Source organism: bacterium, from assembly GCA_016702305.1.
Classification (GTDB): Bacteria; Electryoneota; RPQS01; order RPQS01; family RPQS01; genus JABWCQ01.
The window spans coordinates 47,834-63,081 of the sequence record JADJEH010000009.1 but is presented as its reverse complement, the minus strand read 5'-3'; the positions used below and the strand labels follow the sequence as shown (position 1 = coordinate 63,081).

Here is a 15,248-nt window from a genome sequence, read left to right as displayed (position 1 = left end):
AATGAATGGGCTACTGAATCACGGGGAGGCCGGTCGGGCCAGCGTGACCGGTTGAGCGGAGAGTGCCCGCCCAGCTTTCAACGCGGGGGACGGAGTCTTGAAGGGGTTCGAGGTAGTGCGAGAGCAGCCATTGCGGGAGTTCACCGTCGGCCGAGAAGCGCGCGAGTGGAATACGTTCGAGAGCCGCGAGCAGGGTCGTGTGGCCGATGCGAAAATTGGCAAACGTCTGCTTGAAGGCGGGGGCCTGCGCAGACGAGGGCATGGTCTCGACATTGAAATCGACACCCTGATAGAGCAGTTCGAGCGCGCGGACGGTGCGTTCGGCGCGGGCGGAGAGGTCGGCGAAGAGGGCATGCACGGACTCGGCGCCGCTGCCGAGGGGCAGCGCGAAGCGATCGTCGGGCAAGTCACGGACGCAGAGGACCAAGCGTTCGAGGCTCACGCCAGCGGCGGTGATGTATTCTTCGCGGATCATCGAGAGATACTCCCAAAAAAAAGGCAAGGCTCGACAATCGCCGAGCCTTGCGCAGACCGCGGTGCGCTAAGAAGCGCACCCCATAGGCCTAGATATCACTGGACCACCTCCTCTCGGTTCGTTAAACCGACTGGCCGTCCCGACGCCGAACGGCTGGTGCCAAGATAATAACGGTCGGCCCGAAATGCAAGTCTTCGATTGCAGATTTTGAAGAAAATCGAGTCGAAACTTTGAGTAATGCTAAAAGTCTATGCCCAGACCTACGCGATGGCCCTCACCCAACTCCTCTTTGTAGGGGAGGAAGGCGTAGTCTACGCGGAAGCGTTTGAAGTGCAATCCAGCGCCGAAGGCGACGCCTTGGGTATCCAGTCCGGCGACGTAGCCCACCCGCAGTGCAAGATATTCAGGTGCTTGGAACTCGAAGCCGCCGGAGAAGTGCGGCGTCTGGTCCTGCACGGCGGCCCCTTCGGCGGTCACGAGTAGCGCGCCAGCCTGACCGAGCGGCTGCTGCCACGCGCCGCCGATGCGGAGGGTTGTGGGGAGGGTGACGTCTTCGGAGGCATAGGCGTTGACGTTGCCGAGGTGGTTGACCGCGGCACCGACGCGCAACTGCTCCACGGGGGTGCTCCACAACAGGCCAGCATCCGATGACCAGCCTTCCGAGGTCTCAAACTGAATGTCCGAATAGAGGTAGCGAAGCGTAAGCCCGGCGGAGAGTTTGGGCAGCGGCTGACAGCCGACCGAGACGCCCGATGCCGCGTACGTGGCATCGAACTCGCTGATCGGTTCTTGCGTGGGCTGTGTGCGGTACTCGATGTCGGGAACACGGGTGCCCCAGAAGTGCGGTGCAATGTAGAGGCGCTTGGTTCTGATCCCGAGCGCAAAATACTGTGCGCGGGTGTCGCCGAAGTGCCGTGTGCTGTTGGCCACAAAACTTGTGCGGCGCAAGAGCGCTAAGGCAGCGGGATTGTGGGCGGCGGAAGTGGGACCGGTCACGAGCGCAACGCCCGAGCCGCCCAGCGCACTTTCGCGCGCGCCGACCGGTATCTCGAGGAACGTGAAGCCCGTTTGCGCGACGGCACTCGAAACGGCGAGAGCGCAAAGCAGCGCAACGAGAGCCAAACGGCGGTCTATCTTCATCCCTTGTCCTTTATCCTTTAGAACTCAACGCCCCAACTGACGGCGACAGCGTCATCGGGTGCGACCGTCTCAAGCGTGTAGGTGAAATCAACCTTAGACAGAACTTTCCAGAACTCGAACCCGAGACCGACGCCGATATTGAAATTCTCGTGGTCGAGTCCGAGCCGTCCCGCGACCCACTGGCGGTCGGTGATGGCGGTCTTGGCTTCGGCGCCGGCGTGCAATTTGGTTTCACCCTCTTCGCTGCCTTCAATATCGAGCGCGCCGAGCAGCCATTCGTATTGGTAGGCGCCGCCGATGCGATACTGCAAAGGCCACTCGTCAATCTTGCTTGTGCCCTGACTCCAGTAGTTCGAGGTGTTCCACGTTGTCTTGGAGTTAAGGTCTTTAAGCTGGGCGCCGAGCGTCAGATGCTCGATTGGTTTGGCAAAGAGCCCGGCATCCACGCCGAAACCGTTGCCATTGACGGAGGAGTTGTCATCGGCGATCTTGCCAAAAGTCTCATAGACGACTTTGGCCGCGACTCCCGCGCCGATCTTCGGCGAGAACTGTATGCCGAAACCGAATTGAAAGACGTTTGACGACATGTCAATCATCTCCAGCGGCCGACCGTCGAAGTCGCGCGAGTCAATGTCATTGACAGCGGCATGCAGCCAACCCACCGCAACGCCCGCATTGACGACTTTGCCTTCGGTTTTAGGCTTGAGGGGCGTGGAGAAGCCGACGTAGTCCACGCGCCGGTCGAGCGCCATGCTGCGGCTCGATGCATTGAACTCGGAATTCTCCTGAAATGAGAGGGCGCCGGGATTGAAGTAGAGTGCGGACGGCCCTTCGGCCACGGCGGTGAAGGCATTGCCCATCGCCTGCGCACGCACGCCCGCGCCGACGCGAGTGAACGCGCCGCCGAGTCCGCCGTTGGTGGCGGCAAAGGCCGTGGATGAGATCAGGAGAGCAAGGATGAAAGTCTTCATACGGTGATTTCCTAATCCAGAATGATCAGTTTGCCCCAGACTTCGCCGCCGGGTTTTTCGACTTTGTAGAAGTAGGTGCCGTTGGCGATTTCCACGCCGTCCTTGCGGCCGTCCCAGGTCAGATAGTCTTCGCCGGGGTTGAGCGTTTGCGCAGGCAGCGCGACGACCTCACTCATGGCGAAATCGTAAACGGTTAGCGTGGCCGCGCCGCCGGATGAACTCACACGGATGCGCACAGCATTGTAGCGCGAGGGCGAATAGGGATTGGGATAGGCGTAGGTGTCGGCATCGCGCGCCGAAGAAGTCAGTGGTTCGGCAGTTTGCAGAATGTGCCAACGCGCGCCGCTCGAGGCGCTGGCGGCCAAGCCGTCGAGTCCGCCGGTCCATAACAGATTGGGCGTCGTGCTTTTCAGCGCGGCGTAGATGTCGTCTTCTTCGAAGCGATGTCCGGCGCGCGCGGAGTCGGCAATTTGCGGAAAGAGTTCCCATGACGCGCCGCCGTTGGTGGTCTTCCACAAACCGATGTCATCGCAGGCGTAGGTGGCCGCACCGTCGAAGGCGAAGCCGTGAATGCGCGGCGTTTCGCGGCGACCAATCGTTTGCTCGATCTGCGCTTCGGTGAGGGTGACTTCCCATGTCGCGCCGCCGTTTGAGGTGGTCGAGACGGCGTAAAATTCGTCGCCACCTTGCGCGCGCCACGACGCGGCCCACACGGTGTTGGTCGCGGGTGAATAGTCGAGCGCGGTCACGAAATTGCCGCTGATGTCGGAGTTGTTGGCGTTATAGACTTCCCATGATTCGCCTTCATCGCTCGAGCGGAAGATACCGGCGGCGGTGCCCACCCAGAGGTTCGTGCCGTCGTAGGTGATGCTAAAAGAGCGGTCAGCAAGTTCCGCGCCGGTGTTGAACGGCGTGCCGTCCGGTGAGACGACGCGCCAGCCGGTAGTGTCCTGATAGTCGGTGTAGTCCGCCGCGTAGACGTGTTTGCGCAGGCCGCCGCCCTTGGAGACGATCCAGACGTAGTTTGGCGTCATCGCGAAGGCGTAGGTGATGTTGTCCACGTTGGTCGCGGTGGGCCAGTAGCCGAGCACGGTATCAAGACCGGTTTGACGGTTCAAGCCGTAAATGCCGTCGCGCGGTTGGGGCAGCCACGTCCATGTGTCGCCGTCGTTGCGCGAATAGGCCAGGCCGCCGCCTGCGCCGCTGATGCCGACCGTGGTGTCGAAGGCAAACGCGGCCCAGATGATGGAATCTGTGACATAGAGACCTGAGATGCCACCCTTGCCCAAGCCCTGCGCTTCACCGAAATTTGCGAATTGATAGCGCTGGTCTTCGACGCCGCTATTCAAATCGAGCGTGAGGCGCGTGACGCCATTCCCCGTGCCAAGCCAGAGGCGAGCGGAGTCGCTCGTACCGAGAATGTCTATGATGACATTGGAACCCAGGCGCGGTTCGGGGTCGGCGTCCAGCGCGCGCGCGCGGGCATCCGAACTCACAGTGAGGGAGTACGGCGCGAATTGCGCAAAGGCGGCGGTGGTCAGCAGGAGTATGATCAGCAGAGGCATATCGTCTCCAAGAAAATCACTGAGGGGGAATCACGAACACGCGAACCGTGTCGAAACGCGCGTGCATGAGACCATCATCGTCTATGAAGGAACAGCTCACGTAGTGCGAAATGCCAGACATCGTCACGATGGTCAGGTCTTGCGGTGTGGCCGTGTTCGAGGCAAAAACCAGATAGCGCGCCGTGGCCAGACCGTCGCCTTCGACGGCGTCGCCGTCGGTGCCGCAGTCGAGAAACTCGTAGTCCAGACGCGAGGTCCAGAAGGGGAACGTGGGCATCGTGGTCCACGGAAAGGTCGCGGCATTGCCGACGATGCCGCGCGTGGGACAGGCCAGCGCTTGCGAAACCACATAGAGCGTTTCGGCGGCGGCGGAGTTCTGGATGCGCAGCGTATCCACCGTATGGCTCAGGTCAACGGACGGCGGGTCGGGCTGAAAGCTGTACTCCAACCATACCATTTCGCTGTAGCCGAGACGTGTTTGCGCCCAGACTGCGATCCGGTTCCCTGAGGAGTTGTACCAACCGTCATCCGACGACGGCACTGCGCCGCGCCAAATCGAGTCGCCGGAAGTCGGCACACAGGGGTACTCAGATTCGAACCAGCTATAATTTGAGTAGCCGATTCTCACGCGCTCAATTTCGTCGGTCGGGTCACGCGTCAGATGCAATTCAAAGACGGCCGAGTCGTCGCAATACGTGAAAAAGTCGGGCGGTGTGGCCGTGTAGTCGAGCGTGAAGTAGGGTCGCCACGTCGCGGCGGCGTGCTCGACTAACTGAAAATCGCTCTCGCGATGCGCGACATAAAATCGGAACCATACGGGAACGCCGGGATAGTTTGGCGCGAACACCCACGGACGGACTACGCGAGTAAAATTACCGTTGTTGGCTTCGTGGTCGCCGCTGTAGGGCGCTTCGCACTCGGAGCCGATGCGTTGGATCGTGCCACCGTCGTCATAAAGCGTGAAGCTGTCCACGAGCGTGCCGTTGTGGTCGCCGACCAAGACGCGGCACTGTACAGATTCCACGTCGGCGACCGGCGGATCGAGCGACACCACGAAGCGCACGGAGGTCGTCTCGTAGGGCTGCGGTTCCCAGTAATAGTACAAGAATGAGAGGCGATCAGGGGCTTCGAGCAGGACGATGCGCGATTGCGGAGATTCCACCTCGTCACAGCTCCAGATAGCCAACGAAACCAATAAAAGAGCGAGTATCCAGCGCACGGTTAGCCTCCGTGGTGGAAGGTGATACGAGTCTATTTATAAGTCGATAAGCCGAGACCATCCGTCGGCGTTCCGCCGTCGTTCAACGCGCCCGGTTGAATAATGCGCGTGCTATCGAGCAGATAGTCCGTCGAGTCGCCGGACGCGGGGTCAATCGAATAGAAGCGGAAATAATAGAGATAGTTGGGCAGGTCGGGACGATTCGGCACTTGGAGAAAGGCTGAGGCGATGTTGTCACCGACCGCGAGATCGGGGGCGACGCCGTCATTGCGCAGAAAGAAATCCGCGAAGGTCTGCGGCGGCCACTCGAGGTCTTCCCGGCGTACGTCAAACCAAACGGCGTTCGTCTGGCTCCACGTGGCGAGTTCGCAATCCTCGTAGGAAATATAGAATTCAATCGTGTCAATATCGCCGGTGGAGACAGGCCGATAAAGCGTGTCAGGGAGCTGGAGATTTGAAACCACGGGCAGCGCGTTGTCAATATAGACGTCGGGAATTTCGGCGACGCAGGTGAGACCGAAGCGCGTGAAAGCGCTCATGCGCAGCGTGTAATCGCTGCCGGCCGGAGTCACGCCGAAGAGGCGGGGTGCAAGGTCAACTGACCAGTTGTCGCCGGAGCCGGGCTGCATATCCACGCCGACATAGAGCGTGTCGCCATCGAGGATTGCAGCGCGCACGGAGTCTATCGCGATGCCCTGTGGCTGCGTGATGGTCACGGATAAGTCGCGCGGTTCGAAGCAGGCCGGGAAGGATGACGCGGCTGCGGTGTCAATGCCGCTCATCAGGCATACGCTAAGTTGGCGCAGCTCGATATCCACGTTTTCAATGCTGACCGTGCGGTCGCCGCCGCGGGTGAAGAAGTCGAAACGATAGACGCCTTGATCGTGCAGACAGAGCAGATCGGCGCGCAGACCGCGCGTGAACGTGCCGTTGTTAGGCACGATGTCGAGAGAAGTAGTGGAGGCGAAATCCGGGCCAGCGAGCGCGGCGCTGCCGCCATCGTCCATGAGCAGCATGGTGTAACTATTGCCGCCGGACGGGCCGGTAATTGTGCACTCGACGTGCGTCACGCCGGGAATGTTGGCGACGCGCATGCTGAAGACATATACGGAGTCGTCATTACAGAGCAGGTCGGTGGGCATGCTGACCGCTTGGATCGTGGGGACAGGCTCGACGATCTGCGGATCGTCACCGTCGCAGGCAGCAAAGCAAAGCAGGAAGAGCAAAAGCAGCAGGGCGCGGGTAATCATGTTCAGACCTCCTGTCGTCCGAAGTGAGCGAGCCACAGTCCGTGGCGCAGGCCGCGCTCGGAGACGTTCGCGGTGTGAATGTGGAGCACGTCATAGAGTTCGCGCAAGAGCAACGTGCCCGCGAGAATATACTTGCCGCGTCCCGGCGGCATGGCCGGCAGCGCTTGCAATTCGTCAGGATGACGTCCGGCGAAACGGCTGATGAGCATGTCGAGATCTTCAGCGGTGAGTTCGGCACCGCTGACCTTGTCGGGCTGGTAGCGCGTGATGCCGAGCTTGAGCATGGCCAAGGTGACGGGCGTGCCGCCGACAATAATCCACGGAATACCGGTCAACGACTCCGGTGAGAAGAGATTGCCTTGCAAGCGGCGCACTTCGTGACGCAAGCGCGTGATTTCTTCAGGCGCGGGCGCTTCGTCGGGCGTGAAGTTGCGGCGCGTGAGCGTGACCGCGCCGGCTTCGAGACTGACGCTTTGACCGGGCACATTGCCCTGGCCGCTGATCACTTCGGTGGAACCGCCGCCGACGTCAATGACATTCACCCGCTCGTGCGGGAGCAATTCCAAAGCTGAAACTGCGCCGGCGTATGTTAGCGCGGCTTCCTGCGTGCCGGAGAGCACGAGCAGATCGAGGCCGGTAATCTCCTTGACGGCGCGCTGAAATTCTTCACGATTCTTGGCGGTGCGCATGACCGCCGTCGCACCGGCCACCACGTCCACGGCGCCCTGCGCGCGAAAATCGCGGAGCAGTTCGTGCAAGAGATCCACGTTGACGGCGATGACGTCGGTCGGCAGCGTGCCGTCTTCGCGCAACGATTCGCCGAGGTGGTTCGGAGTGAGCGAGTCCTTGATGGTACGCAGCGTGTCGCCCGATCCTTCGGCGAGCAGCGCAAGCGTCGTGTTGGTGCCGATATCTATGGAGCCTGCGCGAATCATCAGAATTTCTCGTGGTATAGTACGTCCAGCACGACGCGGCCGACCTCGCCCATGCTGTAAGGCGAGCACTTGTCCGGCGTATCGCCGAGCGTATGCCAGTATTTGTATTCCATGTCTATCAAGTCAATGACGGGGATGCCCTTTTCCAAAAATGGAACGTGGTCGTCAATGACGGCTTGACCGGGTTCGCGGACGAAGGACATGGCTTTGGTGCGTTCGGCGGCGGCGAATACTTTGTCAACAATGGAGCGCGCGTACATGAAGGAGTGCATTTCATATTGAATGCGCAGGTCCTTCTCGGAGATCAAATCGAGCAGAATGCCGTAGCGCGGCGCGGGAATCGGCTGCGTGCGCGCGAAGTGCCGCGAGCCGATCAGGTAATCCTCGGTGACGCCCTCGCGACCGTAGTCCTCCCCGTCAAAGAACACGATGTCCACACCGAAGGGGACGGGCTTGAGTGAGAGTTGGCGCGCGATTTCGAGCAGTATGGCGATCTGGCCCGCGCCGTCGTTGGCGGCGTCAATCGGCAGATGGCGCTTGGTGGAATCGGGGTCGCGGTCAGCCATCGGGCGCGCATCCCAGTGTCCGCAGAGCATCACGCGGTCGGCGGCTTTGGGGTTGATCTGGCCGACGATGTTAAAGAGGTTGAGCGAAGTGCCGCGATCGGCGCTCGAGTATTGAAACGGCTGTACCCACGCGGTATCACACCAGTAGCTGAGCTCGCGGCGCAAGAACTCGCGGCACGAATCGGCGGCCACGCTGTTCGGGACACGAGGTCCAAACGCGACCTGCGCCTGCAACAGCGTGTAGGCGCGATCTTGATCAAACGCGTGCGCCGAGGCGACGGTCAGCAGCATGGTGATAAGAATTCGTGAGAGCATTTGTTGTTGCGGAAGTCACTGCACGCGCAGCGGTGCGGCGAAAGATCAGCCGCGGATGGCGATATTGACGTTGATGCCGAACTCGAAAAGGCGCGAGCCTTTGTCGGTGATCTTGTCTTTAGTTTGCTGATATTGAATCTGGGCGCCGCCTTGCACCGTGTTCGAGAAGCTGTAGGTCATGCGCGGCTGAATGGACCACTGCACCTCGTCGCGGCGCGTGGACCAGTTGTTCTGGCCGGGCGTCTGCGTGTTCTCGTTGATCGAGGTCTGATAGTCGAGGTTGAGCGAGAAGGTCGTGGAGTTTTCGAGGCGCATCGAACCGAACCAGAGCACCGGCAGACGGAAGCCCGAGCGCAGAGTGTAGCTGACCGAGCCCGTGGCGCCGCGCGACGATGTGCGGGCTTTGCTGCGCTGCACGACGGCATCGGTCAAGGTACTGGCGGCATTGATGCGCAACTGCGATTCAAGACCGTTCAACCAACTGACGTTGACGCCGATCAGCGGATTCCACTGGCGCGAGTAGTTGCGCGCGTCAATGTTGTTCGCGTCGTTTTTCCAATCTTCTTTGAAGCGCGTCGAAAGTCCGCTGTTGAGCGAGATCGTGCGGGCCGCCTTGGACACGAAGGGCAGACGTTCCAGTCCGGTCCAATCCATCGTCACATCCGCGAAGGGCAGTTCGGTGACGATGCCGTTGTCGTCGGCGATCCAGAAATAGGTCTGTTCGTTCGAACCCGTAACCGTCTGCGCGGTATTCTCGGCGGTGCGCAGGCTCCATGAGAACGAAGTGCGGATGTCGCGGGACAGGCGAATGCCCGAGCGCGCGGTGTAGTCAAACGTCTCATTCGATTGCGGATTGCTGACGAGCGCGGTGTCGGTTGCAATCCCGGGATCGGTTGTGAAGCCCAGGCGATAGTTGAGATCGGCCTGGCCTTTGACGGCGTTTTGTGAATGACGCTTGGCTTTGTCCATGCTCAACTGGATCGGGTCGAGCAATAGCAGGGCGGTCTTCACCGGCCAGAGGGCCTTGCCCGCAAACTTCAACGGTGAGAAGCCGGGTCCGCGTTCAGCGGGAGCCGAGGTCGAGTCGTGTTGTGTAGAATCGGTCTTTTGCGAGAGACTGCGCGCGCGGTCACGCGCGTCACCGCGGCGCAGTCCGCCGCCGCCGCCGAAAATCTGCTTCATATCGAGCGACAGATCGCCGCCGAGCGTGGCGTTGTTGGCAACGGACTGATTGGCAGAGTTAGAGCGGTTGGGGTTGCCAAAGTTGTAGGTCGCGTTGTAATTAAAGGACGGCTGAAGCCAGCGACCGAACTGCGGCGAATAGGTATTGATCCAGTTCCAGCCTTCGGCATTGAGCTCGCGGCGATTCAGATTGGTGAGATCTTTCCAGGTCTTGGCGGAGGCCGTGATCGAGTCAATGCGCCCGTCGTTGTTCGTATCGAGCGAGTCAATGTCCAGCATCGTCCAACCGTAGCTCGAAGCAAAGCCGGTGCCCAACGTCTGCGTGATATCCCAGCCGATGCTGCCCGAGGCCTGTGCCCCGAAATCGGGCGATGCCGTGCTTACGCCGGCACGCGTCTGGCGCACGGAGTTTGAGCGCCGGGCGTTGATGTTGCCGGAAAGCTGCTTAGGCTTGATGAAGATATGTGGATTGCCCAACTCGGAGAGCAATGGCGTGGATTGCAAAAACCAGAGCGGCGCGATGCCGCGACCGCTGGCCGTGGGGAAGGCATATTCGGCACGGGCGTTGGTCGTCGTCTGATCCTGACGCAAGGTCAGGTAGTCCTTGCGCGAGGAAACGGAGTGATCCCAACCGAGCCGCAGCTTCTCCATCGTCCAACGCACCAGCGGGTTCTTCGAGTTGCCCGACTTGGAGTAGCTGGCGTTGAAGGTGGTCGTCACGGCGCGCGAGACAACCGTCGAATCGGGGTGATCCTGATCCACGCGAGCGTCGGTATTCGGCACGTACTTCGGTACTTCGTCTGTCTCTGTGCGGTTGACGCTGACGGGAAGTTGAAAGCCGTAATTTTCGAGGCCGAACTTGTGCAGCGACAGATTCAGCGAACCGCGCAATTGCGTGGTCGAGCGCTGATCGCCTGTACGGGTGTTGACATTGTGGAAGTCGGCGTCGCGCTCGGTGTAAGAACCGTTCGCCGTCAGCAAGTCGGCGATTTTGAGGGTCGTGGCAAATTCGCCGGCGGTACCAGGATCTTTGTAGATGTCGGAGACACGCAGTTCGTCCACCCAGATTTCATCGCCAATATTGTTGTAGTGCTTCTTGGCGCGAATGCCGAGGGCGATGAAACCAACGTTTTGCAGCGACGGGCGGCCGTCAATGATCAGGCTGTCTTGCGGGAAGTTGAGGGTATCAAGCGCAACGCCGAAGCGGCCGTTCGTCGTGGCGATACGGCGGTCCCAGCCGGCGCGGGTCGAATCGGCGCGCCAGGCATTGAGGATCGACAGGTCATTCATGGCCACGTCTATCGCGTTGCGCGCGTCCCAACCCTTGTAGATCGTCTTGACGATGTCGTAATAGTTGTCGCTCGTGTTCGAATAGGACGAACCGAGACGGAGGACAAGCTGATACTGCTCGTCTTCGAAGAGCGCTTCGTCTATGCCGCCGCCGTGGATGAACATCTTCAGCCGCTTGTACTCGATCATATTGAGCTGCTGGAACAGGTTCTTGGCCACAAAGAATTCCGTGGGTGCACCGGCGCCGCCCAGTTCATTGATCTTGAGCACTAGACTCTGCTCGCGCTGGCGCAGATTGGTGATCGGATCAATCTCACCTTGCACGCCGGGCGGGCTCTCGTAACCGGGATTTTCGTGGTTGTTGATGACGGCGACGGACACAAACTCGGTGGAGTCAGCGTTCACGTACTGCGGCAGCCACTCGTTGGAGACGATGTCGTTCTGCACGATCTGGATGCGCGAAGAGTCGGTGCGGCCCGTCATGTACATACGCGCGAAGCGGATGTTGGTCAGACTGGGATTGCCGACCGTGCGCAAGACGGCGGGATCGTCGCTGTCGAGCGGAATACGGAACAGACGCCAGCGGCGTTCATTGGTCTGACCGCCGACGATATAAGGATTGTTGTCGTTCAGCTCAATCGTGTAGCTGAAGTAGTCGTTGGCCTGATCGAGCGTGCCGTTGCCATTTAGGTCTTCGCTGTCGGGAATATTGCCGGACTCGTCGTTGAGACTGTTTTCGGTGCCGTTGATGAACTTGTAATCGCTCGACCCGATCGTATACTGCCAATCGTCCCACGACGGCACAGGCGGCCGGGTCGGGCCGTTCCAATACGCCATGTCCTCGGGATCGGGTGCATCCACGCTGTCAATACCGGTGTCTTCATCGGGGCTCAGCACGCCGTTGCCATATTCGCGGCGCGGAGAGGAGACGATTTCGCCGGGCTCAGGGCGATCCTCAGTGTCCATGGAGTCGTTGGGCAGCGCGTCTTCGGAGAGCGCACCGAGGTCTACGACCAATTCACCGCCCTCCCGCGCGGGCAACTGAATCCAGAACTCCAGGAACTGCGCGCGCGACTGGTCTTCGTAACCCGCACCAAGATAGCGCATCACGCCGCCCCAGCTCTCTTCGGGTCGACCGGTGGATTGGTCGGGCACAAATTCGAGAATCATGGACTGCAGGCGGTCGGCCACCTGCGAATTGACTTCGCGTTCGGGATAGACGTCCTGCACGCGAACCTGTTCTTCGGGGCGCGGATTCCACCAGCGGAAGCGGCCGCGCAGCGAGTCAATTGCGGGATTTTCGGGGATCGAAGAGATTTGCCAATTCTTGCGCAAGAGTCCGAGCGGCGCCGAACGGCGCGACGACTCGTAGTCATCGAGGAAGGCCACGCCATTGAGGTCGCCGGTCGCGGAGTTCGACAGCGAGTTCGGATTCGGGAAGACCTGCGCGACCTCACCGTCAATCACGAATTCAGACGGCGCATTCGTGCGCACGAGCGGCAACCGATCGGCGAGGGCCGTGAGAAAAGTCGGCTTGAACTTGAGCTGGGTGTTCAAGTCGTAGAGCGTGTTGCGAATCGGTTCATTGCCGATGCGCACGCGCTTGTCGAGGGACTTTTCGTTCAGGTAGAGCATCATGCCGCCAACGTACGAATCCTGCCAGAGTTCGTATTCGGCGCGCGCGCCGAGCAGCGTCTTGCGATCAAGCTGGAACACCTGTCCGGACTCGTAGGTGATCTCGAGATTGGCGTTGGCGGCCTTGGCGGCTTCGTTGAGAATCTTGAGTTCGCCCGACAGATAGTCAATCGTATAGTCGCTGCCGCGCACGAGCGGCACGCCGTTAAGCGTGACCTCTTCGGAGCCTTCCAGAACGAGCGGCCCGAGATTGTATTGCGAGGTGGCGCCTTTGTACTCGGTGCGGAATATCCACTTGCGGCCGCCCTGGGCAACCTGCGAGGCGACCTGCGTGTACATCGTGGAATCCACGTAGCCCGCCGAATCAGTGGCTTCAAGCGACGCGAGATCCCACAGCAACGAGAGTTCGGTCGGGTTCGGGCCGGCAAGATCGTAGACGCCGGAAGGGCTGAACGGAGTCAAATCAAGAAAGTGAATCTCGCCGTGCTCGGGATCGAGAATCGCCGAGTAGTTGTCCACTAGTCCATCGGGCGTTGTGCCGCCGGTGTTGCCTTCGCGGTCAAATTGGAAGAACGAAAGATAGGTTTCGCCCGTACTCAGGCCTTCTTCTTCACCGCCGGCGTTGGCTTCACCGCGCACAATGCGCATCTGGAAGTTGGCTGCATCAATATTGGCTGTTTGCACCGAGTAGACATGGCGGAACATCAGGTTCCAGCTCAAATCCGAGGGCGCCGGGACTTGCGGCCGCAGCAGAATCAGGCGCACACCGGAGGTGTCCGCGCTGATCGTGCCGAACGTGTCGCCGTCCACCGTTACGAAGGCGCAGGCCAAGGCCGTGTTGTTCTGCAGCGGCGTGCGCAAACGAATATAGCCCAACTGCCGGTCGAACAGATAATCCGTTTCAGGCGTCAGGCGGCGGAAGGTGCCGTTGTATTCGTTCTGTCCCGAGCGAATAGAGTCTTCGGGCAATTCCAGGCGGTCGAAATTCTGAATGGCCACGGCAAAGCCGTCACTGGTCTGTACGCCTTGCAACCCGCCCGTCGGCACGTCGGAGGAGACCCAGACTTCGATTTCGGAGAGTGGCACATCCGCAACGACGTGTTGACGGTTACTGAGACGGCGGTAGTTTTCGCGGTAGCCGTCCACGTACCGGGATCCGTTGCTCGACGAGAATGCTTGATCGGTGATCCAGAAGTAGACGTTCTGCAGGAAGTCGTTTTCGGACCACTGCGCGCGGCGCGCGTCGTCGTTGGGGCGCTGTTTGTTCTTCTGGCCGCGCTCGAGCGAGGCGATACCGGTCAGCGACAGCGCGCCGATCTTCGCCTCGGTCTTCAAGCCGAACAGACCTTTATTCTGTCCGGAGAACGTCGCCAGCCGCGTGCCGAGATTGAGCGAGACGTTTCCAGCTTCGACCTTTTGAATGATCTCGTCTTTGTCACCCGTGTAGGTGAGCTTGAGCGAGTTCTCGAAGTCGAAGAGCCGTTCGGAGTCCTGATTAACGTCAACTTGCACCTTTTCACCGATCTTGCCGGCGATGGTGAAGCGCTGCGTCATATCAATATTGAAATTCGTGTTGCTGTTGCGCTGGTTGGCGGCCTGCAATTCGTCGAATTTCTGCTGGCGCAGCTTGCCGTCAATGGTAATCGTACCCTGCACGCGCAAGCCGATGTTGTCACCGCCGAAGATACGCCGGAAGGTCTTGGACTTGATGCGGAAGGGCACGTCAATCGCGATGCCTTCCCCGGCCCGGGCGGCGGCGGCGGCCTTGAAATCCTTGATCGTAATCTCGCGGAAGACCTTGCGCAGGTCGTAGGCAAAGCGCAAATCGCGGTACTGCGCGTAGTCGAGAACGAGCGGCTGGTAGAGATTCTGCTTGCTGCCGCGAATCGAAATTTCAACCCGCGTGTAGAGGGAATCATAGGCCGGTTCAATCTTGCGGAACTGATCGGATTCGATCAGGATACCCCGGGTCGTGTCCATGCTTAGACCCTGGTGCCGCGGCCGCAAAAAGGGCTGAGCGTCGCGATCCGTGGGTAACAAGAACGAAAAGCCCACCTCGGCGCGTGCGGAAATACCGCATGCGCAGAGGCAGGCCAGAAAGAGCAACAAAACTCCCTTCGGAGGCTTCAACAAGTTCCGTCCAATAGCTGAATCAAATGGAGATCCGGTGATATTGTGGGATTTTCAACCGTTCTGTATTGCGGTGTCCCACACCGGGGGGTGCCATATTGGCGACCAAACCGTTCCGAACAAGTGTCGCTCGGACACCTCCATAACTAATTGAAGACCCAAAGATTATCCAACTTATCAAAAACCCCTCAGAGTTGCAAGCCCGTGCGGCTGGGCCAACGCAGAACCGGGGCCGGAGGCCCCCGGCTGAGGGGGTGCCGTGCAGAGTGGCACGCCAATTAACCCGCGCGGAAAGAGAACGATCGCCGCTGGCGCGAGCATCACGTGAGAGGCCGTATCTCAATATCGGCTTTAGTGACCCGATTCTGAAGCCGGAAACGCTTGACAAACTAAACGGCGTTTAGTATCATAAGTGCAGTACAATCCTGCAAACACGAAATCAAGGTCCAATGTTCCAGACTCCCGTCACCAACCAAACCGCCCGTGCGTCAGTACGTGTGTTCGCTAAGAACGTCACGGACCTGCCGGTTGTGTTGCGCGATGGGCCATTGCGCTCGACTTGAACCCGATTTAAG

The 15,248-nt window shown here is 59.9% G+C and carries 9 protein-coding genes; all 9 read right to left on the bottom strand.

From position 1 onward, the window contains the following. Positions 1 to 10 precede the first annotated feature (10 nt). Positions 11 to 475: a hypothetical protein gene (locus IPH10_09095; protein ID MBK6911065.1), complete on the bottom strand. Its 465-nt coding sequence runs from the start codon at positions 473 to 475 to the stop codon at positions 11 to 13. 240 nt (positions 476 to 715) lie between these two features. Further along, the gene (locus IPH10_09090; protein MBK6911064.1) at positions 716 to 1,615 is read right to left on the bottom strand and encodes a PorV/PorQ family protein; all 900 of its coding nucleotides are present in this window, start codon (positions 1,613 to 1,615) and stop codon (positions 716 to 718) included. A 17-nt stretch (positions 1,616 to 1,632) separates the two neighbouring features. After that, entirely contained in the window at positions 1,633 to 2,586 is a 954-nt protein-coding gene (locus IPH10_09085; protein ID MBK6911063.1) for a hypothetical protein, read from the bottom strand. Between the two features lie 11 nt (positions 2,587 to 2,597). Beyond that, positions 2,598 to 4,151: a T9SS type A sorting domain-containing protein gene (locus IPH10_09080; protein ID MBK6911062.1), complete on the bottom strand. Its 1,554-nt coding sequence runs from the start codon at positions 4,149 to 4,151 to the stop codon at positions 2,598 to 2,600. Between the two features lie 16 nt (positions 4,152 to 4,167). Next, a complete protein-coding gene (locus tag IPH10_09075; protein MBK6911061.1) occupies positions 4,168 to 5,370 on the bottom strand; it encodes a hypothetical protein in 1,203 nt (400 codons plus the stop codon). A 32-nt stretch (positions 5,371 to 5,402) separates the two neighbouring features. Further along, complete coding sequence (locus IPH10_09070; protein MBK6911060.1) at positions 5,403 to 6,620, bottom strand: hypothetical protein; 1,218 nt, start codon at positions 6,618 to 6,620, stop codon at positions 5,403 to 5,405. Between the two features lie 2 nt (positions 6,621 to 6,622). Then, complete coding sequence (locus IPH10_09065) at positions 6,623 to 7,555, bottom strand: hypothetical protein (protein ID MBK6911059.1); 933 nt, start codon at positions 7,553 to 7,555, stop codon at positions 6,623 to 6,625. Beyond that, on the bottom strand, positions 7,555 to 8,436 hold the full coding sequence (locus IPH10_09060; GenBank protein MBK6911058.1) for a M28 family peptidase: 882 nt from the start codon (positions 8,434 to 8,436) through the stop codon (positions 7,555 to 7,557). Before IPH10_09060 ends, IPH10_09065 begins: the two co-directional genes overlap by 1 nt. 45 nt (positions 8,437 to 8,481) lie before the next feature. Further along, on the bottom strand, positions 8,482 to 14,523 hold the full coding sequence (gene sprA / locus IPH10_09055; GenBank protein ID MBK6911057.1) for a cell surface protein SprA: 6,042 nt from the start codon (positions 14,521 to 14,523) through the stop codon (positions 8,482 to 8,484). Positions 14,524 to 15,248: the final 725 nt, after the last annotated feature.